Annotated in this window: 21 protein-coding genes; 12 read left to right on the forward strand and 9 right to left on the reverse strand. The window is 71.3% G+C overall.

Features of this window, described 5'->3' with window-relative positions:
• Positions 1 to 156: 156 nt before the first annotated feature.
• From ABTZ58_RS14110 to ABTZ58_RS14125, 4 genes are all read left to right on the forward strand, one after another.
• On the forward strand, positions 157 to 318 hold the full coding sequence (locus tag ABTZ58_RS14110) for a hypothetical protein (RefSeq protein WP_351355090.1): 162 nt from the start codon (positions 157 to 159) through the stop codon (positions 316 to 318).
• 258 nt (positions 319 to 576) lie between these two features.
• Positions 577 to 1,533: a hypothetical protein gene (locus tag ABTZ58_RS14115; protein ID WP_351355093.1), complete on the forward strand. Its 957-nt coding sequence runs from the start codon at positions 577 to 579 to the stop codon at positions 1,531 to 1,533.
• A gap of 133 nt (positions 1,534 to 1,666) precedes the next feature.
• Positions 1,667 to 2,704, forward strand: a complete 1,038-nt coding sequence (locus ABTZ58_RS14120; protein ID WP_351355096.1) for a LacI family DNA-binding transcriptional regulator — start codon at positions 1,667 to 1,669, stop codon at positions 2,702 to 2,704.
• Positions 2,701 to 3,609, forward strand: coding sequence for a carbohydrate kinase family protein (locus ABTZ58_RS14125; RefSeq protein WP_351355099.1), 909 nt, complete (start codon positions 2,701 to 2,703; stop codon positions 3,607 to 3,609). Before ABTZ58_RS14120 ends, ABTZ58_RS14125 begins: the two co-directional genes overlap by 4 nt.
• Positions 3,610 to 3,633: 24 nt before the next feature.
• On the opposite strand, the gene ABTZ58_RS14130 is transcribed toward ABTZ58_RS14125, so the two are convergent.
• On the reverse strand, positions 3,634 to 4,497 hold the full coding sequence (locus ABTZ58_RS14130; RefSeq protein WP_309094736.1) for a helix-turn-helix domain-containing protein: 864 nt from the start codon (positions 4,495 to 4,497) through the stop codon (positions 3,634 to 3,636).
• 102 nt (positions 4,498 to 4,599) lie between these two features.
• On the opposite strand from ABTZ58_RS14130, the gene ABTZ58_RS14135 reads away from it, so the two are divergent.
• Positions 4,600 to 5,151, forward strand: a complete 552-nt coding sequence (locus ABTZ58_RS14135) for a YceI family protein (protein ID WP_351355102.1) — start codon at positions 4,600 to 4,602, stop codon at positions 5,149 to 5,151.
• 70 nt (positions 5,152 to 5,221) lie between these two features.
• On the opposite strand, the gene uvrA is transcribed toward ABTZ58_RS14135, so the two are convergent.
• Positions 5,222 to 8,230, reverse strand: a complete 3,009-nt coding sequence (gene uvrA, locus ABTZ58_RS14140; RefSeq protein WP_351355104.1) for an excinuclease ABC subunit UvrA — start codon at positions 8,228 to 8,230, stop codon at positions 5,222 to 5,224.
• A 222-nt stretch (positions 8,231 to 8,452) separates the two neighbouring features.
• On the opposite strand from uvrA, the gene ABTZ58_RS14145 reads away from it, so the two are divergent.
• The 5 genes from ABTZ58_RS14145 (at position 8,453) to ABTZ58_RS14165 (ending at position 12,590) form a co-directional block, all read left to right on the forward strand.
• Positions 8,453 to 9,142, forward strand: a complete 690-nt coding sequence (locus ABTZ58_RS14145) for a maleylpyruvate isomerase family mycothiol-dependent enzyme (RefSeq protein WP_351355107.1) — start codon at positions 8,453 to 8,455, stop codon at positions 9,140 to 9,142.
• 36 nt (positions 9,143 to 9,178) lie between these two features.
• A complete protein-coding gene (locus tag ABTZ58_RS14150; protein ID WP_351355110.1) occupies positions 9,179 to 9,835 on the forward strand; it encodes an MBL fold metallo-hydrolase in 657 nt (218 codons plus the stop codon).
• Positions 9,836 to 10,084: 249 nt separating this feature from the next.
• On the forward strand, positions 10,085 to 10,954 hold the full coding sequence (locus ABTZ58_RS14155) for an ABC transporter substrate-binding protein (protein ID WP_351355113.1): 870 nt from the start codon (positions 10,085 to 10,087) through the stop codon (positions 10,952 to 10,954).
• Positions 10,951 to 11,841: an amino acid ABC transporter permease gene (locus ABTZ58_RS14160; RefSeq protein WP_351355116.1), complete on the forward strand. Its 891-nt coding sequence runs from the start codon at positions 10,951 to 10,953 to the stop codon at positions 11,839 to 11,841. The genes ABTZ58_RS14155 and ABTZ58_RS14160 overlap by 4 nt, the downstream gene beginning before the upstream one ends.
• The gene (locus tag ABTZ58_RS14165; protein WP_351355119.1) at positions 11,838 to 12,590 is read left to right on the forward strand and encodes an amino acid ABC transporter ATP-binding protein; all 753 of its coding nucleotides are present in this window, start codon (positions 11,838 to 11,840) and stop codon (positions 12,588 to 12,590) included. The genes ABTZ58_RS14160 and ABTZ58_RS14165 overlap by 4 nt, the downstream gene beginning before the upstream one ends.
• Before the next feature lie 25 nt (positions 12,591 to 12,615).
• Here the strand turns inward: ABTZ58_RS14165 and aroQ are convergent, their stop codons facing one another.
• Positions 12,616 to 13,089, reverse strand: coding sequence for a type II 3-dehydroquinate dehydratase (aroQ, locus tag ABTZ58_RS14170; RefSeq protein ID WP_309094729.1), 474 nt, complete (start codon positions 13,087 to 13,089; stop codon positions 12,616 to 12,618).
• Positions 13,090 to 13,192: 103 nt separating this feature from the next.
• Here aroQ and ABTZ58_RS14175 point away from each other — a divergent pair, with 103 nt between their 5' ends.
• The gene (locus tag ABTZ58_RS14175) at positions 13,193 to 14,239 is read left to right on the forward strand and encodes a S66 family peptidase (RefSeq protein ID WP_351355122.1); all 1,047 of its coding nucleotides are present in this window, start codon (positions 13,193 to 13,195) and stop codon (positions 14,237 to 14,239) included.
• A 102-nt stretch (positions 14,240 to 14,341) separates the two neighbouring features.
• Positions 14,342 to 15,610, forward strand: a complete 1,269-nt coding sequence (locus ABTZ58_RS14180; RefSeq protein ID WP_351355125.1) for an MFS transporter — start codon at positions 14,342 to 14,344, stop codon at positions 15,608 to 15,610.
• A gap of 101 nt (positions 15,611 to 15,711) precedes the next feature.
• On the opposite strand, the gene ABTZ58_RS14185 is transcribed toward ABTZ58_RS14180, so the two are convergent.
• From ABTZ58_RS14185 to uvrB, 6 genes are all read right to left on the reverse strand, one after another.
• Entirely contained in the window at positions 15,712 to 16,812 is a 1,101-nt protein-coding gene (locus ABTZ58_RS14185) for a calcium:cation antiporter (RefSeq protein ID WP_351355128.1), read from the reverse strand.
• A 70-nt stretch (positions 16,813 to 16,882) separates the two neighbouring features.
• Positions 16,883 to 17,185, reverse strand: coding sequence for a hypothetical protein (locus ABTZ58_RS14190; protein WP_351355131.1), 303 nt, complete (start codon positions 17,183 to 17,185; stop codon positions 16,883 to 16,885).
• Between the two features lie 127 nt (positions 17,186 to 17,312).
• Positions 17,313 to 18,314, reverse strand: coding sequence for a TerC family protein (locus ABTZ58_RS14195; protein WP_351355134.1), 1,002 nt, complete (start codon positions 18,312 to 18,314; stop codon positions 17,313 to 17,315).
• Positions 18,315 to 18,551: 237 nt separating this feature from the next.
• Positions 18,552 to 20,582, reverse strand: coding sequence for a TerD family protein (locus ABTZ58_RS14200; RefSeq protein WP_351355137.1), 2,031 nt, complete (start codon positions 20,580 to 20,582; stop codon positions 18,552 to 18,554).
• Positions 20,583 to 20,663: 81 nt separating this feature from the next.
• Positions 20,664 to 21,242, reverse strand: a complete 579-nt coding sequence (locus ABTZ58_RS14205; RefSeq protein ID WP_351355140.1) for a TerD family protein — start codon at positions 21,240 to 21,242, stop codon at positions 20,664 to 20,666.
• Between the two features lie 138 nt (positions 21,243 to 21,380).
• Positions 21,381 to 23,525: an excinuclease ABC subunit UvrB gene (gene uvrB, locus ABTZ58_RS14210; RefSeq protein WP_351355143.1), complete on the reverse strand. Its 2,145-nt coding sequence runs from the start codon at positions 23,523 to 23,525 to the stop codon at positions 21,381 to 21,383.
• Between the last annotated feature and the right edge of the window lie 26 nt (positions 23,526 to 23,551).

Consider the following 23,551-nt stretch of genomic DNA (forward strand, 5'->3'; position numbering starts at 1 on the left):
GGGTTACGGCGGGCCGGGAGCGGGAATGCCAGCTTCCCACGGGCACGGCGACGTCCGCAGGACGCAGGCCGTGCCGGTGCGGGCACGGATTTGTCGGTGCGGACCGGCCGTCTCCCACGCGGAGCGGCTCGGGCCACGGGTCGGAGGGCTGCGCAGATGAAGCGGATGCGGATCGAGAAGAACCGGCGGACGGTCCGTGCCCGCCGGCACACGGACGAGACGTTCGGGCTGCGCGACCTCCTGGACCCGCGTGACGCCGACATAGTGCGGGCCAAGCGCCTGTCGCTCGAAGAGCGGGGCGGCGGCGACCGCTCCTAGAGGCCGTCGTCCGCCGAGGACGCCCGGGGCACACCGCCCCGGGCGTTCGTATGTCCGGATCCGGGCGGCCGGGCGTACGTCACTGTCCGGCATCAGGTGGTTGTCGGGACCAGGTCAACGCGCTTCAATGCGGGGGAACTCGGGACCCTGAACGACGGCGTACGGATGTGAAGACCCGCCCGGCGCCGGCGGAACGGCCCCGGGCGGCCCGCGCGAACGGTCTGACCAGCCGTCGCCGACTCACAGAGAGGCCCCTGCATGCCGCACGCCCCACAGCACGCGGACGCCGTCACCGCCGAGCTGGACTCGGCCCTGCGGGGCGGCCCCTTCCACGTCGCCCTGCGTGCCGCGATCGCCGCCCGCGGGCTGCCGCTGCAGCGGGTGCAGCACCATCTGTCCCGCCACGGGGTGAAGGTGGGCGTGACGAGCCTCAGTTACTGGCAGCAGGGGGCACGGCGCCCGCAGCGGCCCGAGTCGCTGCGGGCCGTCCGCGCACTGGAGGAGATCCTGCAGCTGCCCGAGGAGTCGCTGCTCCGGCTGCTCGCCGCGTCCGGCGACGGCCCCTCCGGGCAGCGGTCCGCGGCCCGGTCCTACCGTTCCCTCGTCGAGGCCTCCGGGGTCCTGGACCAGCTGCTGGCCGAGCTGGAGTGCCCGCCGGACGGGGGCCTGCACACCCTCGGGCACCACGAGCGGCTGCGGATCGGGGCGCGGCGCGAGCTGGCCGAGCGCGAGTCGCACCACATCGTGCGCGCCCACCGCGACGGCGTCGACCGCTTCATCGCCGTCCACCACGGGGAGCGGGGGGCCGTGCCGGAGCGCATGCGGGTGCACGCCCTGGAGAACTGCCGTACGGGACGCGTCCGTTGGCACGGCGACACGGGGGTGCTCGCGGCCGAGCTGCTCTTCGACACCCGGCTGCGGGCCGGGGACACGTTCCTGTTCCGCTACGGCATGGAGGACGGCACCGCGGGTGTGTCGCGCGAGTACGTCCGCGGCTTCGACTCCCCCGGTGGCCAGTACGCGCTCCAGGTCTCCTTCGACCCGGCGGCCCTCCCGCTGCGCTGCCACCGGTTCGCCCAGCACTCGGCGGCCGCGCCCCGGAGCGGGTGCCAGGAGCTGACGATGAGCGGGCGGCACCGGTCGGTGCATCTGGTCGAGCCCCGGGTGCGGCCGGGTTTCCTGGGGATCGGCTGGGACTGGGAGGCGGGAGTCTGACGGCGGCGTCCGCGGTCGCCCGCTGCGGCTCACCCTGAGGCGTAAACGCTTGCGCAAGCGTTTACGTCTGTCGCCGGATGCGGTACGTTCCCCGCCTGAGGGCCCTGCCGGGGCAGCGGAGGAAGGGAGCGGCATGGCGACGATGGCCGACGTCGCGCGGAGCGCCGGTGTCTCCGTGGCGACCGTCTCGCACGTGCTGAACGACACCCGGCCGGTGCTGCCGCACACCCGCCAGGCGGTTCTGGACGCCGTCGAGGAGCTCGGCTACACCACGAACACGCTGGCCCGGGCCCTGGTGACGTCCCGCACCCGGTCCATCGGACTGGCGGTGTCGGCGATCAGCAACCCGTACTTCACGGAGATCCTCCAAGGCGTCGAGGCCGCCGCGCTGGAGGCCGGCTACAGCCTGCTGATCGCCGATCCGCACGACGACCCCGAGCACGAACGCAAGGTGGTGCAGCTGCTGCACGAGCGCCGGGTGGACGGCATGATCGTCGCGCCCTCCGCAGATCCGCGCGGGCTGCTGGCCTACCTGGAGCGGCACGACGTACCGGCCGTGTTCCTCGACCGGCTGGTGGACGCCCCGGAGGCGGACGGCGGCCCGCGGTTCGACCAGGTGTGCGCGGACAGTGCCGAACCGACGTCCCGGCTGGTCGGCCATCTCGCCGGGCTCGGGCACCGGCGGATCGGGCTGGTGGCGGGGCTGCCGGGGCTCAGCACCACGACCGAGCGGATCATGGGCTACCGCACCGGCCTCGCCTTCGCGGGGCTGCCCTACGACGAGCGGCTCCTCGTGCACGGCGACTCGGCGTCCGCCGGCGCCGAGGAGGCCGTCGCCGCCCTGCTGTCGCTCGCCGTGCCGCCCACCGCGCTGGTCACCGGCAACAACGCCATGACCATTGGCGCGCTGCGCGCCCTGCGCGCCCACGGCCTTGCCGTGCCGGACGACATCGCGCTGTGCTGCTTCGACGACTTCGCCTGGGCGGATCTGTTCTCGCCCCGGCTCACCGCGATCGCCCAGCCCAGCAGGGACATCGGCGCCCGGGCCGTGGGCGTGCTCCTGGAGCGGCTCGCCGAGCCGGACCGGCCCGCCCGGACCCTGCGGCTTCCCTGCACCTTCGTCCACCGCACGTCGTGCGGCTGCCCGTCCGAGGAAGGAACCCCGTCGTGATCGTCGTCGCCGGTGAGGCACTGATCGACCTGGTACCGCAGGGCACGGGTGCCCTGGCCGCACTGCAGCCGGCGCTCGGCGGCGGCCCCTACAACACGGCGGTGGCCCTGGGCCGCCTCGGCTCCCCCGCCGCCTTCTGCTCCCGGGTCTCGTCCGACGCGTTCGGGCAGGCCCTGCTGGACCGGCTGCGCGAGACCGGGGTCGACGTGTCGGCGGTGCAGCGCGGCACCGAGCCCACGACCCTGGCCGTCGCCACGGTCGGCGCGGACGGCTCGGCGGCGTACTCCTTCTACGTCGACGGGACGGCGGACCGGCTGTTCACGGCACCCTCCGCGCTGCCGGACGGCACGCGCGCGATCTCCTTCGGCACCTGCTCGCTGGTGCTGGAGCCGGGGGCGAGCGCGTACGAGGAGCTGATGCGGGCGGCGGCCGCCCGGGGCGTCTTCACCGCGCTCGACCCGAACATCAGGGCCGGGCTGATCCCGGACGCGGACGCCTACCGGGCTCGCTTCAAGAGCTGGTTGCCGTCGGTGACGCTGCTGAAGCTGTCCGAGGAGGACGCCCGGTGGCTCGGCGGCACCCCCCAGGAGTGGCTCGCGGCCGGTCCGGCCGCGGTCGTGATCACCCGGGGCGGGGAAGGGCTGACCGCGTTCACGGCCGACGGCGGCACGTACTCCGTGCCCGGCGAGCGGGTGGAGGTCGTGGACACGATCGGCGCGGGCGACACGGTGAACGCGGCCCTGCTGCACGGACTCGCGGTACGTGACGCGCTCAGCGGGCCGGCCCTGGCCGCACTGGGGCCGGACGGCTGGTCGGAGCTGCTGGGCTTCGCGGCGCGGGCGGCGGCCGTGACCTGCTCGCGCGCGGGCGCGGAGCCGCCGTACGCGCACGAGCTGGAGGGCTGACGCGCGCCGGGGCCGTCCGGTCGCTCAGCCCGTCTCCCCCACCGCCCGCAGCGCGCCGGGGCGGCGGCCGTCGAGGCGGTCCAGGGCCGCGGCCGTGGCGTCGTCGGCGGGCAGGTGGATGATGACGCGCTGTCCCTCGTCGGGGAGCGCGAGCGTCTCGTGCAGCAGCCGCAGGGAGCCGGCCTCCGGGTGGTCGAGGTGCTGCGAGCCGGTCAACCGCGGTGCCATGGTCAGGTCGGCGAACCGGTCGGCGAAGTCCGCCCCGGCCGTCACCGTCAGCTCGTCGGCCAGCTCGGTGAGGTGGGGGTCCCTCAAGGGAACGCCGTGCCGCAGCCGGGCGACGAGGTCGTCGGCCACCCGGTCCCAGTCGCGGTAGGCGCTCCGCGCCCGCTCGTCGGTGAACAGGTAGCGCAGCAGGTTCGGCCGCTCGTCGTCGAGCAGGCCGATGGGGCCGACCAGCCGTGCGTAGCCGGCCGTGTACGCGAGGACGTCGCCGATCCAGTTGACCACCAGCGCGGGAGCCGGCTCCAGGCGGTCCAGCACGGCCCGCACGGTGGGGCGGGCCGTGCGGCTGAGGTCCGGGGCGGCGCCGCAGACCAGGGGGTCGCCGCCGTCTGCCTCCTTGGTCAGGCGGCGCAGCAGCATCCGGTCGGCCAGGGACAGGTTCAGCGCGTCGGCGAGGGCGCCTAGCACCTGGGCGGACGGGTTGCGGTCGCGGCCCTGTTCCAGCCGGGTGAGGTACTCGACACTGATGCCGGCGAGCGTGGCCAGCTCGGCGCGCCGCAGGCCCGGTGTGCGGCGCCGCGGACCGGTGGGAAGCCCGGCCTCGGCGGGGGTGACGGCTTCACGCCAGGTGCGCAGGTACGTGCCCAACTCGTTGTCGCTCACCCACAGGAACGTACCTCGCCCACGGGCGCGGAGGATGGCCCTGTCACTACCAGCCTCGGGCCGGTCTCCCTGTCGGGCCGCGCAGCCCGCAGGGTGGAGGGCATGACGAATGACACCGCCACCACCACCCTGCCGCTGGCCCCGGGGCACTGGGCCCTGGACCCGTTCCACTCCTCCGTGAACTTCACCATCCGTCACCTGGGCATCGCCAAGGTCCGGGGCCGTTTCGAGCGGCTGGAGGCCGAGCTGTTCGTCGGGGAGCGGATCGAGGACGTACGCGTCTCCGCCACCGTCGACCTGGCCTCGATCGACACGGGCAACGCCGACCGGGACGCCCATGTGCGCGCCTCCGACCTGCTCGACGTCGCGAAGCGCCCGACGATGACGTACCGCTCGACCCGGGTGTCGGGCGCGGGCGAGGACTGGACGATGGAGGGGGAGCTGACGATCGGCGGCGTGACCCGCCCGGTGACGCTCGCCGTGGAGTTCGGCGGGCTGGTCGACGTGCCGATGGACGGCAGCCGGCATGCCGGGTTCGAGGCGACGGGCGAGATCCGGCGCAGCGAGTTCGGGCTCGACTTCGCCCCGGGGCTGCTCGGCGAGGTGGTGAAGATCCAGCTCGACATGCAGTTCGTGGAGCCGAAGGGCGACTGACCCCCGGCACACGGACGCGCCGTGTCCCGCGGGAGTCACCCGTGGGGCACGGCGCGTCCGTCGTGAGCCGTCAGCCCTTGGTCGTCCGCGTGGTCTTCTTCGCGGTCGCCTTCGTGGTCCTGGCGGTGGTGGCGGTCGCCTTCGTGGTCCTGGCGGTCTTCTTCGCCGTGGCCTGGGCCGGGACCGTCTTCTTCGCCGCCCGGCGCGGTGCCCGGACGGAGGAGGCGTCGCTGATGCGGTCGGCGCCGAGGACCTCCCGGAGGAACTTGCCGGTGTGGCTGGCCGGGACGGCGGCGACCTCCTCGGGCGTGCCCTCGGCGACGACCAGGCCGCCGCCGGCGCCGCCCTCGGGGCCCATGTCGATGACCCAGTCGGCGGTCTTGATCACGTCGAGGTTGTGCTCGATGACGATGACCGTGTTGCCCTTGTCGACCAGGCCGGACAGGACCTTCAGCAGTTTGCTGATGTCCTCGAAGTGCAGACCGGTGGTCGGCTCGTCCAGGACGTAGACGGTGCGGCCGGTGGAGCGCTTCTGCAGTTCGCTGGCGAGCTTCACGCGCTGTGCCTCGCCGCCGGACAGGGTGGTCGCCGCCTGGCCGAGGCGGACGTAGCCGAGGCCGACGTCCTTGAGCGTGTTGAGGTGCCGGGCGATGGCGGGGACGGCCGCGAAGAACTCGGTGGCCTCCTCGATCGGCATGTTCAGCACCTCGGCGATGGACTTGCCCTTGTAGTGGACCTCCAGGGTCTCCCGGTTGTACCGGGCGCCGTGGCAGACCTCGCACGGGACGTAGACGTCCGGGAGGAAGTTCATCTCGATCTTGATGGTGCCGTCGCCCGCGCAGTTCTCGCAGCGGCCGCCCTTGACGTTGAAGGAGAAGCGGCCGGGCATGTAGCCGCGGACCTTCGCCTCGGTGGTCTCGGCGAACAGCTTGCGGATGTGGTCGAAGACGCCGGTGTACGTCGCCGGGTTGGACCGCGGGGTGCGGCCGATGGGCGACTGGTCGACGTGGACGACCTTGTCGACGAGGTCGTCGCCGTCCACGCGCGTGTGCCGGCCGGGCACGCTCCTCGCGCCGTTCAGCTCACGGGCCAGGTGCGTGTACAGGATGTCGTTGACCAGGGTCGACTTGCCGGAACCGGACACGCCGGTGACGGCGGTGAACACACCCAGCGGGAAGGACACGTCGATGTCCTGGAGGTTGTTCTCCCGGGCGCCGTGCACCGTGAGCTGCCGGGACGGGTCCAGCGGGCGCCGGATGTCGGGCAGCGGGATGGCCTTCCTGCCGGACAGGTACTGGCCGGTCTGCGACTCGTCGTTGGCGAGGAGCTCCTTCAGGGAGCCGCTGTGCACGACCTTGCCGCCGTGCTCACCGGCGCCGGGGCCGATGTCGACGATCCAGTCGGCGGTCTTGATGGTGTCCTCGTCGTGCTCGACGACGATGAGCGTGTTGCCCATGTCGCGCAGCCGGACCAGGGTCTCGATCAGCCGGTGGTTGTCGCGCTGGTGCAGGCCGATGGACGGCTCGTCCAGGACGTACAGCACGCCGACCAGGCCGGAGCCGATCTGGGTGGCCAGGCGGATGCGCTGGGCCTCGCCGCCGGAGAGGGTGCCGGCCGCGCGGTTGAGGGAGAGGTAGTCCAGGCCGACGTCGACCAGGAACCGCAGCCGCTCGTTGACCTCCTTCAGCACGCGCTCGGCGATCTTCTTGTCGCGGGCGGTGAGCTTCAGCTCGCCCAGGAAGTCCGCGCAGTCGCTGATCGACATGGCGGAGACCTCGGCGATGGACTTGCCCATGATCGTCACCGCGAGGACGATCGGCTTCAGTCGCGTGCCCTCACAGGTGGGGCAGGGCACCTCGCGCATGTAGCCCTCGAAGCGCTCGCGGCTGGAGTCGCTCTCGGCCTCGCTGTGCCGGCGCTTGACGAAGGGGACGGCGCCTTCGAAGGCCGTGGTGTAACGGCGCTCGCGCCCGTAGCGGTTGCGGTAGCGCACCTCGACCTGGGTCTTGTGGCCGTGCAGCAGGGCCTTCTTGGCGCGCTGCGGCAGCCCGGCGAAGGGGATGTCCGTACGGAAGCCCAGCGCGTCGGCGAGGGCGCCGATCAGGCGGCCGAAGTAGTCCTTGGTGTGGCCGTGCGACCAGGGGTGGATGGCGCCCTCGTCGAGGCTCTTGTCCGGGTCCGGGACGATCAGCTCCGGGTCGACCTCCATGCGCGTGCCGATGCCGGTGCAGTCCGGGCAGGCGCCGAAGGGCGAGTTGAAGGAGAAGGAGCGCGGCTCCAGCTCCTCGAAGGACAGGTCGTCGTACGGGCAGTACAGGTGCTCGGAGAACATGCGCTCGCGCTCGGGGTCGTCCTCGGGGAGGTCGACGAAGTCGAGCACGACCATGCCGCCGGACAGCCCGAGGGCGGTCTCGACGGAGTCGGTGAGGCGGCGCTTGGCACCGTCCTTGACCGTGAGGCGGTCGACGACCACCTCGATGGTGTGCTTCTCCTGCTTCTTCAGCGTCGGCGGGTTCGACAGCTGGACCGTCTCGCCGTCCACCCGCGCGCGGGAGTAGCCCTTGGTCTGCAGGTCGGCGAAGAGGTCGACGAACTCGCCCTTGCGCTCGCGCACCAGCGGCGACAGCACCTGGAAGCGGCTGCCCTCGGGCAGTTCCAGGACCCGGTCGACGATGGCCTGCGGCGACTGGCGCGAGATCGGGCGGTGGCACTCGGGGCAGTGCGGCTTGCCGATGCGCGCGAAGAGCAGGCGCAGGTAGTCGTAGACCTCGGTGATCGTGCCGACCGTGGAGCGCGGGTTGCGCGAGGTCGACTTCTGGTCGATGGAGACGGCCGGGGAGAGGCCCTCGATGAAGTCGACGTCCGGCTTGTCCATCTGGCCGAGGAACTGCCGGGCGTAGGAGGAGAGGGACTCGACGTAGCGCCGCTGTCCCTCGGCGAAGATGGTGTCGAAGGCCAGCGAGGACTTGCCCGACCCCGACAGGCCCGTGAAGACGATGAGCGAGTCGCGCGGGAGGTCGAGCGAGACGTTCTTCAGATTGTGCTCGCGCGCTCCACGAACGATGAGACGGTCGGCCACGCCGGTCCGCACCTTTCTTGAGAGAAGTGACAGGGGCGGGGCCCCCGTCTTTCCCAGACTAGGGGGAGCCACTGACAACGCCGGTCGGATTCACGGGTTGCCAACAAACCCCGGCTCTCCAGCATGCCCGACGCCACGTCCGACCATATAGCACGTGCTTTCGAATTACGGCACTCCTTCACCACCTTCACCCGAAGGAGTGGCGAGGCTAGGGTCAGCACCATGATTGATCACGCTCATGACCTGGCGTCTGTACGTGACGCGACGGAACGGCTGCTGACCGCAGTCGGCACCCTGGACAACGCCGCTGTGACGCAGCCGTCACGGCTGCCCGGCTGGACCCGGGGCCACGTCCTGGCCCACCTCGCCCGGAACGCGGACGCCCTCGTGAACGTCCTGGAGGGCCGCCCCATGTACGTCTCCGGCGAGGCCCGGGACGCCGACATCGAGCGGGACGCCCCGCGTGCCCTCGACGTCCAGCTCGCGGACCTGCGGGAGAGCGCGGTCCGCTTCCAGGAGGCCGGGGACGCTCCGGCGGACTGGTCGCGCACGGTGGAGCTGCGCAACGGGGTGAAGGACACCGCGGCCCGGGTGCCGTTCCGGCGGTGGGTGGAGGTGGAGCTGCACCACGTGGACCTGGGCATCGGGTACGAGCTGGAGGACCTGCCGGCGGAGTTCACGGAGCGGGAGATCGACTTCCTCGCGGACCGGTTCGCCGGGCATCCCGATGTGCCGTCCACCCGCGTGACGGACGGCACGCGGGCGTGGAGCACGGGACGCCGGCCGGACGACGGACCCGAGGTGACCGTCACGGGTTCCCCGGCGGACCTCCTGGGGTGGCTCGCGGGACGCCGCGACGGGGCCGTGCTGAGGGTGGACGGCGGTCCCCTTCCGGCGCTGCCCCCGTTGTAGGACCCGGGTCCCCTCCCCCGCTATAGGCTGGCGGACATGACGTACAGCGGACAGGTGACGGTCGGCGGGCCTGCCGACGTGCACGAGCTCAAGGACCTGATGATCACGAAGATCGCGGTCGGTCCGATGAACAACAACGCCTATCTGCTGCGCTGCCGGGCCACGGACGAGCAACTGCTGATCGACGCCGCCAACGAGGCGGGCACGCTGCTCGGCATGATCGGCGACGACGGGATCGCGTCGGTCGTCACGACCCACCGGCACGGCGACCACTGGCAGGCGCTCGCCGAGGTCGTGGCGGCCACCGGCGCCCGCACGTACGCGGGCCGCGACGACGCCGACGGCATCCCCGTACGGACCGACGTGCCCGTCGACGACGGCGACACGATCCGGGTGGGGCAGGTGGAGCTCACCGCGCGCCACCTGGTCGGGCACACCCCCGGCTCGATCGTCCTCGTCTACGACGACCCGCACGGGCATCCCCATGTGTTCACCGGGGACTGCCTGTTCCCCGGCGGTGTGGGCAACACCCACGATGATCCCGAGGCGTTCGCCAGCCTCATCCACGATGTCGAGACCAAGATCTTCGACGTCCTCCCGGACGAGACGTGGGTCTACCCCGGGCACGGCAACGACACGACCCTGGGCGCGGAGCGCCCGCACCTGCCGGAGTGGCACGCGCGCGGGTGGTGACGGGCCGCGCGGGGCGTGAGCACGTCTGGCGTGAGCACGTCTGGCGTGAACACGCCTGGCGTCAGCGCGTGGCGGTGTCAGTGCGTAGTGGCGTGAAGCAGTGAAGGCGTGAACCAGTGAGGCGGCGCCCACTGCCGGACGCGGCGTGCGGCGGGAGCAGTTCACACGGCCGCAACACCCGTTCCCACTATCCGGACATCTGTTGCCGTGACCTCGACAAACAGGATCGTCGGCTGTCACTCTCCCGCCATGCGCCCTGCCCAGCGAGCCCTGCGCCGCACCGCCGCCGTCGTTCTCCTAGCCGCCGCCGTGAGCTGCGCTCCGCAGCCGGAGAGCTCGGGCAAGCCGTCGGCATCGGCCTCCAGCGCCTGCGACAAAGGCAAGCTGGCCACCGAGACACCGGGCAGGCTCACGATCGCGACCGACGAGCCCGCCTACGAGCCCTGGTTCAAGGACGACGATCCGGCCGGCGGCAAGGGGTTCGAGTCGGCGGTGGCCTACGCCGTCGCCGAGCGGCTCGGGTACGGCAAGGACAAGGTCGTCTGGCAGACCGTGCCGTTCAACAAGGCCTTCGCGCCCGGCGACAAGACGTTCGACTTCGACATCAACCAGGTGTCCATCAGCGACGAGCGCGAGAAGGCCGTGGACTTCTCGTCCGGCTACTACGACGTGCGACAGGCCGTCGTCGCGCTGAAGAGCTCCGAGGCGGCGAAGGCGAAGAGCGTCGCCGATCTGAAGGGCGTGAAGCTGGGTGCCCAGGTCGGCACCACGAGCCTCGACTACATCAACGACGTGGTGCGGCCCACGCGGGCGCCCGCGGTGTACGGCAAGAACGACCAGGCCAAGTCCGCCCTGAAGAACGGCCAGGTCGACGCCATCGTCGTGGACCTGCCGACCGCCTTCTTCATGACCGGGGCCGAGGTGACGGACGCCAGGATCGTCGGCCAGTTCGAGCACCGGGGCGGCACGGCGGAGCAGTTCGGCCTCGTCCTCGACAAGGGCAGCGCGCTCACCTCCTGCGTCTCGCGAGCGGTGGACGCGCTGCGTGAGGACGGCACGCTCGGGAGGATCGAGAAGCAGTGGCTGTCGGATGCCGTCGACGCGCCGGTGCTCAAGTGACGGTGGACGACAAGGAGCTCAGCACGGGCTCCGGGCACGACGGTTACGTCCCCTCCGAGCGGCGCCTGGAGCGTGAGCGTCACCGGCGCGGCCGCGCCCGGCGCGCCACGGCGATCGGCGCGGTGTCGACGCTGGTCACCGGGGCCGTCCTCTACCTGGTCGTCGTCAACGCCCCGGGCTGGCCGCGCACCAGGGAGACCTTCTCCGACTGGGGGTATGCACGCGAGGCGTTCCCCAAGGTCCTCGAAGGACTGTGGCTGAACATCCGGCTGCTGCTGGTCTGCGGGGCCGCGGTGCTCGTCCTCGGCATGCTGATCGCCGTCGCCCGGACGCTGCGCGGCCCGGTGTTCTTCCCGTTGCGGTTCCTGGCCGCCGCGTACACCGATTTCTTCCGGGGACTGCCGCTCATCATCAACCTGATGATCGTCGTCCTCGGCGTCCCGGCGCTGCGGCTCCAGGGGGTGACCGTCGACCCGGTGATCCTCGGCGGCACCGCGCTCACCCTGACCTACTCGGCGTACGTCGCCGAGGTGTTCCGGGCCGGCATCGAGTCCGTCCACCCTTCGCAGCGCGCCGCGGCCCGTTCGCTCGGGCTCAGCAACCGGCAGGCGCTGCGGTACGTGGTGCTGCCGCAGGCGGTGCGCCGCCAGGTGCCGCCGCTGCTCAACGACCTGGTGTCGCTGCAGAAGGACACCGGGCTGGTATCGATCGGCGGGGCGGTGGACGCCGTGCGGGCCGCCGACATCATCGTCGGGCGCAGCCTCAACTACACGCCGTACATCGTCGCCGGCCTGGTCTTCGTCGCGCTGACCATCCCCATGACCCGCTTCACGGACTGGGTGACGGCACGCATGGACCGTCGTCGGGCGCAGGGAGGAGTCGCATGAGCGGGACGCCCGTGCTGCGGATGGAGTCGGTCCGCAAGAGCTTCGGCGGTTCGGTCGTGCTGCGGGACGTCGACCTGGAGGTCGCCCCGCACACGGTGACCGCGCTGATCGGTGCCTCCGGCTCCGGCAAGTCCACGCTGCTGCGGTGCGCCAACCTGCTGGAGGAGATCGACGACGGCGCGATCTGGCTGGACGGTGAGGAGATCACCGATCCGCGCGCCGACCAGGACGCCGTCCGCCGCCGGATCGGTGTGGTCTTCCAGGCGTACAACCTGTTTCCGCACATGACCGTCCTGGAGAACATCACGCTCGCTCCCCGCCGGGTGCACGGGCTGTCCCGTGCCGAGGCCGAGGCACGCGCGCGTGAGCTGCTGGAGCGGCTGGGGCTCGGCGGGAAGGCGGGCGAGTACCCGGACCGGCTGAGCGGAGGCCAGCAGCAGCGCGTGGCGATCGTCCGCGCCCTGGCCGTACGCCCCCGGCTGCTGCTCCTGGACGAGATCACCGCCGCCCTCGACCCCGAGCTGGTGGGCGAGGTCCTCACCGTCGTGCGCGGCCTGAAGGACGAGGGCATGACCATGGTGCTGGCCACGCACGAGATGGGCTTCGCCCGGGACGTCGCCGACCAGGTGTGCTTCCTGGAGGGCGGCGTGGTGCTGGAACGCGGCACCGCCGAGCAGGTCTTCCAAGCGCCTCGGCGGGAGCGCACCCGGCAGTTCCTGCGGCGGATCGTGGAATCGGGGCGGTTGTAAGGGCCGCACGCCAGGCAGTCGGTCCTTACGCCTCCGCCTGGCCGGCCGCCGCCAGTGCCGCGACGCGCTCCACGCCGAACACGTACCCCTGGACTCCGCATCCGGCGATGACGCCGTCGGCGCGCAGCGAGACGTAGGAGTGGTGGCGGAAGGACTCCCGCCGGTGGATGTTGGAGATGTGGACCTCGATGACGGGCATGCCGTCACACGTGTTGAGAGCGTCCAGGATGGCGACCGAGGTGTGCGAGTAGGCGCCCGGGTTGATCACGATCCCGCAGTGGTTCAGCCGTGCCTCGTGGATCCAGTCCACCAACTCGCCCTCGTGGTTGGACTGCCTCAGGTCCACCGTGCCACCGTGCGCGGCGGCCGCCTCGGCGCACAGGGCCTCGACGTCGGCGAGGGTGTCGGAGCCGTAGATCTCCGGCTGGCGCTGGCCGAGCAGGTTCAGGTTGGGGCCGTTGAGGATCATGATCGGGGCGTTGGCCAGGGTGCGGGGCACGGTTCCTCCGGTCCGGTCGGGGTCGGGCGGCCCGTGACGGACCGCTGCTCACAGCCGGTTTATCACGGTGCGCCGACAGCCCGCCGGGCCGTAGCCTCCGGGCATGACGAGCCCTGCCTATCCGCCCAAGCCGTCGCCCGGCGACCGCATCGCCGTGCTCTCGCCCTCGTCCGGTCTGCCGGGCCTCTTCCCGCTCCCCTACGAGTTGGGTCTGAAGCGGCTGCGCGAGAAGTACGGGCTGGAGCCGGTCGAGTATCCGGCGACCCGCCGGATGGGTTCCACACCCCGGGAGCGGGCCGCCGACCTCCACGCCGCGTTCGCCGACCCGGACATCAAGGCGGTCATCGCGTCGATCGGCGGGGACGACCAGATGACCGTGCTGCCGCACCTGGACCGTGAGGTGTTCCGGGCGAACCCGAAGCCGTTCTTCGGGATGAGCGACAACACCAACCTGCTGGCGTTCCTGCGCAACAGCGGCATCGTCGGCTACCACGGCGGCAGCGTCATGTGCGAGCTGGGCCGCCCCGGGGCCATGCATCCGCAGACCGCCGAGTCCCTGCGGGCGGCCCTGTTCACGTCGGGCCCGTACGAGTTGAGGCCCGCCGAGCGGTGGCGGGACGTCGACCGCGACTGGGCCGACCCGGCGACCTTTGAGGCCGAGCCGGAGACCCGTCCCGGCACCGGCTGGACCTGGGTGAACCCCGACCGGGTGGTGGAGGGGCGCAGTTGGGGCGGCTGCCTGGAGATCCTCGGAGGACTGCTGATGGCCGACCGGGAGGTCGCGCACGACCTGTCCGTGTACGACGGCGGTGTCCTGTTGCTGGAGACCTCCGAGGACATGCCGAGCGCCACGGAGGTGTACCGCACGATCCGGAGCATGGGCGAGCGCGGCCTGCTCCGGCGCTTCTCCGCCCTGCTGATGGGCCGTGCGAAGACCTGGTCCCTGGAACGCCGCAACAGCCCGCAGGAATCCGCCCGTTACGCCTGCGAACAGCGCGAGGCCGTCCTGCGCGCCATGCGGACCTACGCGCCCGGCACCACGATCGTCTTCGACGTGGACTTCGGGCACACCGACCCGCAACTGGTGATCCCCTACGGAGGCACCGTGCGCGTGGACGGACCGGCCCGGCGCATCACGGTCATGTACTGAGGCCCCCGAGCCCTGCGCGGCCTCCGCGCGCCCCCGTAACCGCCCGTCACCGTGGGTAGTTGACGCGGCATGCACGACGTACGCACCGTAAAGGCACCCTCCATGCCGCGCCTCGCGGCCGCCTCACTCGCCGGAACGGCCATCGAGTTCTACGACTTCTTCGTCTACGGCACCGCGGCGGCCCTGATCCTGGGGCCGCTGTTCTTCCCGACCTTCTCGCCGGTGGCGGGGACGCTGGCCGCCTTCGCCACCTTCGGCGTGGGCTTCGTGGCCCGGCCGCTCGGGTCGGTGCTGTTCGGGCACATCGGCGACCGGCGCGGGCGGCGGCCGGTCCTCGTCGCCTCCCTGCTGCTGACCGGCGCGTCCACCGTCGCGGTGGGCTGCGTGCCGACCTACGACACGATCGGCGTGGCCGCTCCCCTGCTGCTCCTGGTGCTGCGTTTCCTGCAGGGGCTGGGGCTCGGCGGGGAGTGGGGCGGGGCGGTGCTGCTGACGGTGGAGCACGCGCCCGCCGGGCGGCGCGGGCTGTGGTCGAGCTTCCCGCAGGTCGGTCCCGCGCTGGGCTTCCTGCTCGCCAACGGGGTGGTTCTGGGCCTGTCCTCGGCACTGTCCGAGGCGCAGTTCGCCGCGTGGGGGTGGCGGGTGCCGTTCTGGGCGGCGGGGGTGCTGGCCGTGGTGGGGCTGTGGCTGCGCTCGTCGCTCACCGAGAGCCCGAGCTTCCTGGAACTCGACGACCACGCACGCGTGCCGCTGGTCGAGGTCGTACGCCACCACTGGCGCCTGCTCCTGCTGACCGGCGGCGCCCTCGCCATCGGCTACGCCATCTTCTACGCCGTGACGACCTGGTCCCTCGCCTACGGCACGGAGCGGCTCGGTGTCAGCCGCGGTGTCATGCTGACCTGCATCATGGGCGCGGTGGTCGTGAAGGGCGCGCTCACACCCCTGGTGGCGTTGCTCGGGGACCGCTACGGACGGCGGCCCCTGTGCCTGATCGGGTGCGCGGCCGCGGCCCTGTGGATGTTCCCCATGGTCGCGCTGCTGGCCACCGGCGCGCCGCTGCCGATGTTCCTCGGCTTCCTCGGCGCGATGCTCTCGTTCATCACGATGTTCGCCGTGATCGCCGCGTACCTGCCGGAGCTCTACGAGCCGCGGGTGCGCTGCACCGGCGCCGCCGTCGGCTACAACCTCGGCGGGGTCCTCGGTGGCGCGCTCACCCCGATCGTCGCCACGGCCCTCGCCGAACAGGGCGGGCGCGTGCCCTGGGGTGTGGCCGCGTACCTGACGGTGATCGCGCTGTGCAGCCTGGCGTGCTTCGCGATGCTTCCGGAGACGCGGCCGGTGCCGGTGGGGGCGGCTGCGGAGGCGGCTTGAGCCGGGGGTGGCGCCGGGAAGGTGTTGGTAAGGGTGGTGGACGGCCGGCCGGTTGCGTAAACGCTTGCGCAATCGCTCGCGCAAGCGTTTACGCAACCCGCTCACGGGTTGATCGCCAGCTCCAGGTACGCCGCGAACAGCACCAGGTGGACACCGCCCTGGAGTGGCGTGGCCCGGCCGGGTACGACCGTCAGCGAGGCGACCACCACCGTCAGGGCGAGCAGCACCATGTGCGTGGCGCCGAGGCCGAGGACCAGCGGGCCGGAGAGCCAGAGCGAGGCGAGCGCGACCGCGGGGATGGTCAGGCCGATGCTGGCCATCGCCGAACCGAGGGCGAGGTTCAGGCTGGTCTGGACACGGTCGCGGCGGGCCGAGCGCAGGGCGGCGATGGTCTCCGGCAGGAGAACCAGCAGCGCGATGATCACACCGACGACGGCGTGGTGCAGACCGGCGGCCTCCACCCCGGACTCGATGGTGGGCGACACCCCTTTGGCCAGGCCGACGACGCCGATCAGCGCCAGGCCCAGCAGACCCAGGCTGATCGAGGCGGTGCGGGCGGTCGGCGCCTCGGCGTGGGCCTCCGCGGTGATCACCTCGCCGTGCCGGGTGATCGGCAGGAAGTAGTCCCGGTGCCGCACGGTCTGCGTCGTGACGAAGAGGCCGTACAGCACCAGCGAGGACAGCGCCGCGAAGGTCAGCTGGACCGTGGAGAACTCCGGGCCCGGCTTGCTGGTGGTGAACGTCGGCAGGACCAGGCTGAGCGTGGCCAGGGTGGCGACGGTCGCGAGGGCGGCGCCGGTGCCCTCGGGGTTGAAGACGGCCGTGCCGTGCCGCAGTGAGGCGACCAGGAGGCACAGTCCGACGATGCCGTTGCAGGTGATCATCACCGCCGCGAAGACCGTGTCGCGGGCCAGCGTCGAGCTCTTGTCCCCGCCGTCGGCCATCAGGGTGACGATGAGGGCGACCTCGATGATCGTGACGGCGATGGCGAGGACGAGGGAACCGAACGGTTCGCCGACCCGGTGGGCCACCACCTCGGCGTGGTGTACAGCGGCCAGGACGGCTCCCGCGAGGACCAGTGTCACCAGCGCGACGACCGGGCCGGGCAGATCGCGCCCCCAGGTGAACACCAGCAGCACGGCGGCGAGCAGGGGCACCAGGGTCGTCCACTGTGCCGCGAGCGGCCGGCGCCGAGCGATCATGCAGTGATCGTCCCAGAGGTGACGGAGCCCCGCACTCCGGTCGTGCGGGCTCCGTCACTCGCGGGGCGTCCTACGCGAGGTCGCGGGTGTCCAGGACGTCGCAGTTGGTGTAGACCCGGTCGCCGATGCAGAGCGCGCCCAGCCGCTCCGCCATCCTGCCGGTCTCGGGGTCTTCGCTGTTGCGCATGGCCTCCTCGTACGAGTCGAACTCGATGAGGGCCAAGTAGCGGTTGGGGTTGTCGCGGTCCTTCAGGAGCATCCGGTGAGTGGGGCCGCCCGAACGTCCGGCGCTACGCTGCCCGGCCTCTTCGAAGATCTGCTCCATCTCGTCCAGGCGCTCGGTCTCGAAGTCGATGATCTGAACGAACTTCATGGCATCTCCCGCCGGCCGTGGCGCCCCCGGGCCGGGGAACGCGCTCAGGACCAAGCAAGCACCGGGACCGGTGCTCGGCAATTGCCGAGCACCGGTCCGGGTGAGGGTCGCCCTGCGTCCGACGTGGTCAGACGTCGATGCTGTCCTTCGGAGTGCTTCCGCCCTGCCCCTGCGCCGCCTCGGCAGCCGCCTGCTTCTTGGAAGCCATGAGGCTGGTGATCGTGGTGACGATCAGGACGGCGCAGATCACGCCGAGGGAGACCGGAATGCTGATCTCGGGGACGTGCACCCCGGACTCGTGCAGCGCGTGCAGTACCAGCTTGACGCCGATGAAGCCCAGGATGATCGACAGGCCGTAGCTCAGGTGCACCAGCTTCTTGAGCAGGCCACCGATGAGGAAGTACAGCTGGCGCAGACCCATCAGGGCGAACGCGTTGGCGGTGAAGACGATGTACGGGTCCTGGGTCAGGCCGAAGATCGCGGGGATGGAGTCGAGAGCGAACAGCACGTCCGTCATGCCGATCGCGAGCATCACGACCAGCATCGGGGTCATGACCCTCTTGCCGTTCTGCTGGATCCACAGCTTGGTGCCGTGGTAGCGGTCGGCCACGCCGAAGCGACGCTCGACGGCCTTGAGGAGCTTGTTCTCCTCCCACTCCTCGTCCTCCTCGTCAGCGCGGGCCTCCTGGATGAGCTTCCAGGCGGTATAGATGAGGAAGGCGCCGAAGAGGTAGAACACCCACGAGAAGCTGGCGAGGATCGCGGCACCGGCGGCGATGAAGATCGCGCGCAGGACCAGGGCGATGAGGACGCCGACCAGCAGGACGCGCTGCTGGTACTGCGTGGGCACCGCGAACTTCGCCATGATCAGGACGAAGACGAAGAGGTTGTCGACGCTCAGCGACTTCTCGGTGATGAAGCCCGCGAAGAACTCACCGGCCGGCTGGCCGCCGGCGAACACCAGCAGGCCGAGCCCGAAGAGCACGGCGAGGACGATCCAGACGACCGTCCAGATGCCGGCTTCCTTGATCGACACGTCGTGCGGCTTGCGGCCGATGAAGAAGTCGACCGCGATGAGGGCGGCCAGGCCCACGATCGTCAGGACCCATAGGGTCATGGAAACATCCACTGCGCCTCCGGCAGTCGTAACGGCAAATGTCAGCGTCGTAGCTGCCGGAGGTCTCTTCCACCCAGAGATGGGCCGACGCCCCGGGCCCAGGTCCGATCTCTACCGACCTGTTCCGTATTGACGGGTACGCCGCAGCAGACAGGGAGTACTCCCCTCCGTGCCCTCAACAGTACCCAATCACCAAGAACAGGTAAAGCGCTTGGCAAAAGAAAGACCAAAAACCCTGGTCAGCGGGCTTTACGCATACTTGGTACGAGCGGCCGCGACCTGCGCGAGCACTTGGTGGAGAACCTGGCTGCCGGGCGGCACGAGCGACGGCTCGTACGTCCAGGCGTGGCCGACCCACGGGTCGGCGAGGTGGTCGTCGGCCACCGGGGTCAGTCGCAGCAGGGAACGCCACAACGGGTCGAGCAACGGCCCGTACCCGGAGGACTCCTCGCGGTCGGCCACCATCATCAGATGGACGCCGAAGGCGGGGCCCTCGTCCGCGAGGTAGCGCAGCTGGTTCACGGCCCGGTCGTCGAAGCCGTGCGGGAAGTCGTTGACGATCAACAGCTGCTGAGCGGTGTCGAAGCCCGGCGGGAGGGCGTCCGCGGCGCCGCCCCGGACCGCCATCTGCACCAGGTCGACCCGCTGGGTGAGCCGCGTCAGCACGTCCGTCACGCCCGCCGCGCCGAGGGCGGGCGGGGCCGCGAGCACACCGGTCCGCACCAGAGGTGCCAGCGGCTGTGCCCCGGAACCGGCCGGGTCGATGACGTGGACGGTGAACTCGCCCGCCGGGTAGACGGCGAGCAGCCGCGCCGCGTGCGCGACCGCCGTCTCCATCGCGAGGCGTCCCAGGGAGTGGGCGTCGGCGAACGATCCGTCGGACGACACGGTGCGACCGCTGTCGATCCACAGGCCGCGCTCCAGGGGCAGCCGGACCAGCATGGGAATGTGGATCCGCTCGGCCTCGGGGAGGTGCAGATCGCCCAGGCGCAGGGCCATGGGGATCTCCATCGGCACCCGGTAGGCGTGCCACACCGGGTTGTCCCACCGCGCGTACGCCGGCGGCAGGGCCGGTTCGACGACGTCGGCCTCGGCCTGCAGCTGGACGAGGTCCCGGTCGAGGGCCTCCCGGGCCTGCTCGACGAGCTGGGCGTACCGGGCGCGGGCCGCCTCGCGGGCGGCGTCGCCCTGCCCGCCGATCCGGCTGCGCGGGTCGGACAGTACCTGTTCCAGCTCCTTGTCCATGCGGGACTCGGCGAAGTCGACGGCGCTGCGGTAGGCGGCCGTGGTGCGGGCGAGGTCCTCGAACATGCCCCACACCTGGTTGTAGAGCCGCTCCTCCATGGACCAGCCGGTCGCGTCGCCCGCGACCGGCCGGGCGGGCTGCCCGGGCGCGGCCGGGGGCGCGGCGGGCGGCGGCGGGGGCGGCGCGGAGTTCCGCCGGCGCGGGTGGCTGTAGTCGATCGGTCCGCCCGCGGTGGGCGCGGAGGCGGACGCGGACGGCTGGGTGACGGCGCTCGGGTCCGGCGCGGCGCCGGGACAGGACGGCGGCTGGGGGGCAGTCTGCCCAGGTTCCCCGGACGTCTGGCCTCCGTACGGGGAGACCGGCGGGACGGGACCGGGCTGGGGGGCGGTGCCGCCCTGGTCCGGGCCGAGGGCCGGAGCCGCGGCCTGCCGGGAGCGGTCACCTTCCGCCGTGCGCGGGGGAGGTGCCTGCACCGAGCGGGCCAGCCCCCGGGCCACCGCCTCGTTGACGCTGCCGGCGAGCTGCTGCGCCTGTGCCAGGCCCTGGTCGCAGAGGAGTTCGGCGAGACCGCCCGCGTAGCCCTGGCCGACGGCGCGCACCTTCCAGCCGCCCTGGCGTCGGTAGAGCTCCAGGGCGACGACGGCCGACTCGGCGTCCAGGCCATGGATGGTGTAGCTGGCGATCTCGGCGCCGTCCAGGCCGGTGACGGCGACGAACGGGGCGGCTACGGAGCCGAAGCGGACCGGGCCCGCCCCGCCGGTGGGCAGGGCGAGCAGCACGCCGACCCGGTGGACGGTCTCGGGCATGGCGTCCAGGTCCACCGCGAGGCGGTGGTCCGCGGCGGCCTGCCGGGAGACCTCGAGACCCGGCTGGGTGGGCGCGCCCGGGTGGGCGACCCACTCCACGCCGTGGATCCGGCCGTTCTGGTCGCTGAGCGCGGCCGCGGCCACGATCGGCGTGCCGGCCGAGATCCGTATCTCGAGACGGGCCTGGGAGAGCGGGTGGTTCTGCCCTCGCACCAGCTCGGCCGTCATCGCCTTCGTCCCCCTGTGTCGTTGTGTGGTGTCGTGTGCTGCCCGCCGGGCCCGCGGTCCCCCCGCCGGTCCCGGGTGCTCTCAGAGCACCGGCAGGATCGCCGGCATCAGGTCCTGGAAGGTGCGGCCGTTGGCCGGGTTGCCCAGGGCCGTCATCGTCCAGCCCGCGCCCGAGCGGTGCACCTTGGCCATGATCTGGGCCGTGTACTGGCCGCCGCCGGCCAGCGTGTAGCGGGCGAGCTCCTGGCCGTTGGTCTCGTCGACGAGGCGGCAGAACGCGTTCTGCACCTCCTGGAACGTCTGGCCCGTGAAGGAGTTCACGGTGAAGACGATCTGGTCGATGTGGACCGGGACCCGCGCGAGGTCGACGAGGATCGCCTCGTCGTCGCCGCCCTGGCCGACACCGCCGACGAGGTTGTCACCGGTGTGGCGGACCGAGCCGTCGTCGCTCACCAGGTGGCGGAAGAAGACCACGTCGACCGGCTGCTTGTCGGCGAACAGCACGGCGGAGGCGTCGAGGTCGATCTCTCGCGTGCGCGAGCCGAACAGGCCGCGCCGGGGAGCCGCCTGCCAGCCGAGACCCATGCGCACCGCGTTCAGGCTGCCCCCGTCGTTCTTCTGCAGACTGATGGCCTGACCCTTGGTCATGTTGACGGTCACGCGCCGATTCCCCTCTCGAACGTCCCCTGTTGCCGCGCATCGCGGTTGACCAGCACCTTACGCAGGGGCACTGACAGCGCCCCACCCCGGTCCGCACTTTGTGTCGGTCTTGCAACACAGCGCGTGCGCGGTGCGTTGTCAGGCCAGACCTGCCTCCTTCATCTGGCGCAGTTCCTTCTTCATCTCGGACACTTCGTCGCGCAGCCGGGCCGCGATCTCGAACTGCAGGTCCGCGGCGGCGGCCCGCATCCGCGTGGTGAGTTCCTCGATCTGCTCGGCGAGTTCGGCCGCGGGGCGGTCGGTGGGCACCGTCTCCTCGGCCTTGCCCTTGCCCCTGGCGGGCTTGGCCGACTCGCCCGCCTTGCCGAGGGAGGGCACGGGCGCCTTGGTGCCGCCGCCGTCCTTCCTGGACTTGCGGTAGCCCGAGCCGAGCAGCTGCTCGGTGTCGATGTCCTCGCGGGCGATCTGGGCGACGATGTCGTTGATCTTCTTGCGGAGGGGCTGGGGGTCGATGCCCTTCTCCGTGTTGTAAGCGATCTGCTTCTCCCGGCGCCGGTTGGTCTCGTCAATGGCCTTCTCCATCGCCGGGGTGATCTTGTCGGCGTACATGTGGACCTGGCCGGAGACGTTGCGCGCGGCGCGGCCGATGGTCTGGATCAGGGACGTGCCGGAGCGCAGGAAGCCCTCCTTGTCGGCGTCCAGGATCGCCACCAGGGACACCTCGGGCAGGTCGAGGCCCTCACGCAGGAGATTGATGCCGACGAGCACGTCGTACTCGCCGGCGCGCAGCTCGCGCAGGAGCTCGACGCGGCGGAGGGTGTCGACGTCGCTGTGCAGGTAGCGCACCTGGATGCCGAGCTCCAGGAAGTAGTCCGTGAGGTCCTCGGCCATCTTCTTGGTGAGCGTGGTGACCAGGACGCGCTCGTCCCTCTCGGTGCGCTGGCGGATCTCGTGCACCAGGTCGTCGATCTGGCCCTCGGTGGGCTTGACGACGACCTGCGGGTCGACGAGGCCGGTGGGGCGGATGATCTGCTCGACGTAGCCGTCCGCGCGGGACATCTCGTAGGTGCCCGGGGTGGCCGACAGGTAGACCGTCTGGCCGATGCGCTCCTGGAACTCCTCCCACCTCAGGGGGCGGTTGTCCAGGGCGGAGGGCAGCCGGAAGCCGTGGTCGACGAGGGTGCGCTTGCGGGAGGCGTCACCCTCGTACATGGCGCCGATCTGCGGCACGGTGACGTGCGACTCGTCGATCACCAGGAGGAAGTCGTCCGGGAAGTAGTCCAGCAGCGTGTTGGGCGGGGAGCCGGGCAGGCGGCCGTCGAAGTGCATCGAGTAGTTCTCCACGCCGGAGCAGGTGCCGATCTGGCGGAGCATCTCGATGTCGTAGGTGGTGCGCATGCGCAGCCGCTGGGCCTCCAGAAGCTTGCCCTGCTTCTCCAGCTCCGCCAGGCGCTCGCCCAGCTCCTTCTCGATGTCGTTGACGGCCCGCTCCAGGCGCTCGGGGCCCGCGACGTAGTGGGAGGCCGGGAAGACGTACAGCTGCTGGTCGTCGCTGATGATCTCGCCGGTGAGCGGGTGCAGGGTGGAGAGCGCCTCGATCTCGTCGCCGAACATCTCGATGCGGACGGCGAGCTCCTCGTAGACCGGGAAGATCTCGATGGTGTCGCCGCGGACCCGGAAGGTTCCGCGGGTGAAGGCCATGTCGTTGCGCGTGTACTGGATGTCCACGAAGCGGCGCAGCAGGTCGTCCCGGTCGATCTCCTCGCCGACCCGGAGGGGGACCATGCGGTCCACGTACTCCTGTGGGGTGCCGAGGCCGTAGATGCAGGAGACCGAGGCGACCACGACGACGTCGCGGCGGGTGAGCAGCGAGTTGGTCGCGGAGTGCCGCAGCCGCTCCACCTCCTCGTTGATCGAGGAGTCCTTCTCGATGTAGGTGTCCGACTGCGGGACGTAGGCCTCGGGCTGGTAGTAGTCGTAGTACGAGACGAAGTACTCGACGGCGTTGTTCGGCAGCAGCTCGCGGAACTCGTTCGCCAGCTGGGCGGCCAGCGTCTTGTTCGGCGCCATCACGAGTGTGGGGCGCTGAAGCTTTTCGATCATCCACGCGGTGGTGGCGGACTTGCCGGTGCCGGTCGCGCCGAGCAGGACGACGTCCTTCTCGCCCGCCTGGATGCGCCGGGCGAGCTCGGCGATGGCCGCCGGCTGGTCGCCGCTGGGCTGGTAGGGGCTGACGACCTCGAAGGGCGCCACCGTGCGTTCGATCTGGGAAACGGGCCGCATGGGTTCCACCGTACGACCTCCCACTG

It is taken from the genome of Streptomyces sp. NPDC094143, from assembly GCF_040303825.1.
In the GTDB taxonomy this organism is placed as follows: domain Bacteria; phylum Actinomycetota; class Actinomycetes; order Streptomycetales; family Streptomycetaceae; genus Streptomyces.

Coding starts and splice junctions, on each gene's coding strand:
- uvrB (WP_351355143.1), bottom strand. CDS start 23,525: ATGCGGCCCGTTTCCCAGATCGAACGCACGGTGGCGCCCTTCGAGGTC.
- ABTZ58_RS14110 (WP_351355090.1), top strand. CDS start 157: ATGAAGCGGATGCGGATCGAGAAGAACCGGCGGACGGTCCGTGCCCGC.
- ABTZ58_RS14150 (WP_351355110.1), top strand. CDS start 9,179: ATGACGTACAGCGGACAGGTGACGGTCGGCGGGCCTGCCGACGTGCAC.
- ABTZ58_RS14175 (WP_351355122.1), top strand. CDS start 13,193: ATGACGAGCCCTGCCTATCCGCCCAAGCCGTCGCCCGGCGACCGCATC.
- ABTZ58_RS14185 (WP_351355128.1), bottom strand. CDS start 16,812: ATGATCGCTCGGCGCCGGCCGCTCGCGGCACAGTGGACGACCCTGGTG.
- ABTZ58_RS14120 (WP_351355096.1), top strand. CDS start 1,667: ATGGCGACGATGGCCGACGTCGCGCGGAGCGCCGGTGTCTCCGTGGCG.
- ABTZ58_RS14190 (WP_351355131.1), bottom strand. CDS start 17,185: ATGAAGTTCGTTCAGATCATCGACTTCGAGACCGAGCGCCTGGACGAG.
- ABTZ58_RS14200 (WP_351355137.1), bottom strand. CDS start 20,582: ATGACGGCCGAGCTGGTGCGAGGGCAGAACCACCCGCTCTCCCAGGCC.
- ABTZ58_RS14155 (WP_351355113.1), top strand. CDS start 10,085: ATGCGCCCTGCCCAGCGAGCCCTGCGCCGCACCGCCGCCGTCGTTCTC.
- ABTZ58_RS14165 (WP_351355119.1), top strand. CDS start 11,838: ATGAGCGGGACGCCCGTGCTGCGGATGGAGTCGGTCCGCAAGAGCTTC.
- ABTZ58_RS14135 (WP_351355102.1), top strand. CDS start 4,600: ATGACGAATGACACCGCCACCACCACCCTGCCGCTGGCCCCGGGGCAC.
- ABTZ58_RS14180 (WP_351355125.1), top strand. CDS start 14,342: ATGCCGCGCCTCGCGGCCGCCTCACTCGCCGGAACGGCCATCGAGTTC.
- ABTZ58_RS14115 (WP_351355093.1), top strand. CDS start 577: ATGCCGCACGCCCCACAGCACGCGGACGCCGTCACCGCCGAGCTGGAC.
- ABTZ58_RS14145 (WP_351355107.1), top strand. CDS start 8,453: ATGATTGATCACGCTCATGACCTGGCGTCTGTACGTGACGCGACGGAA.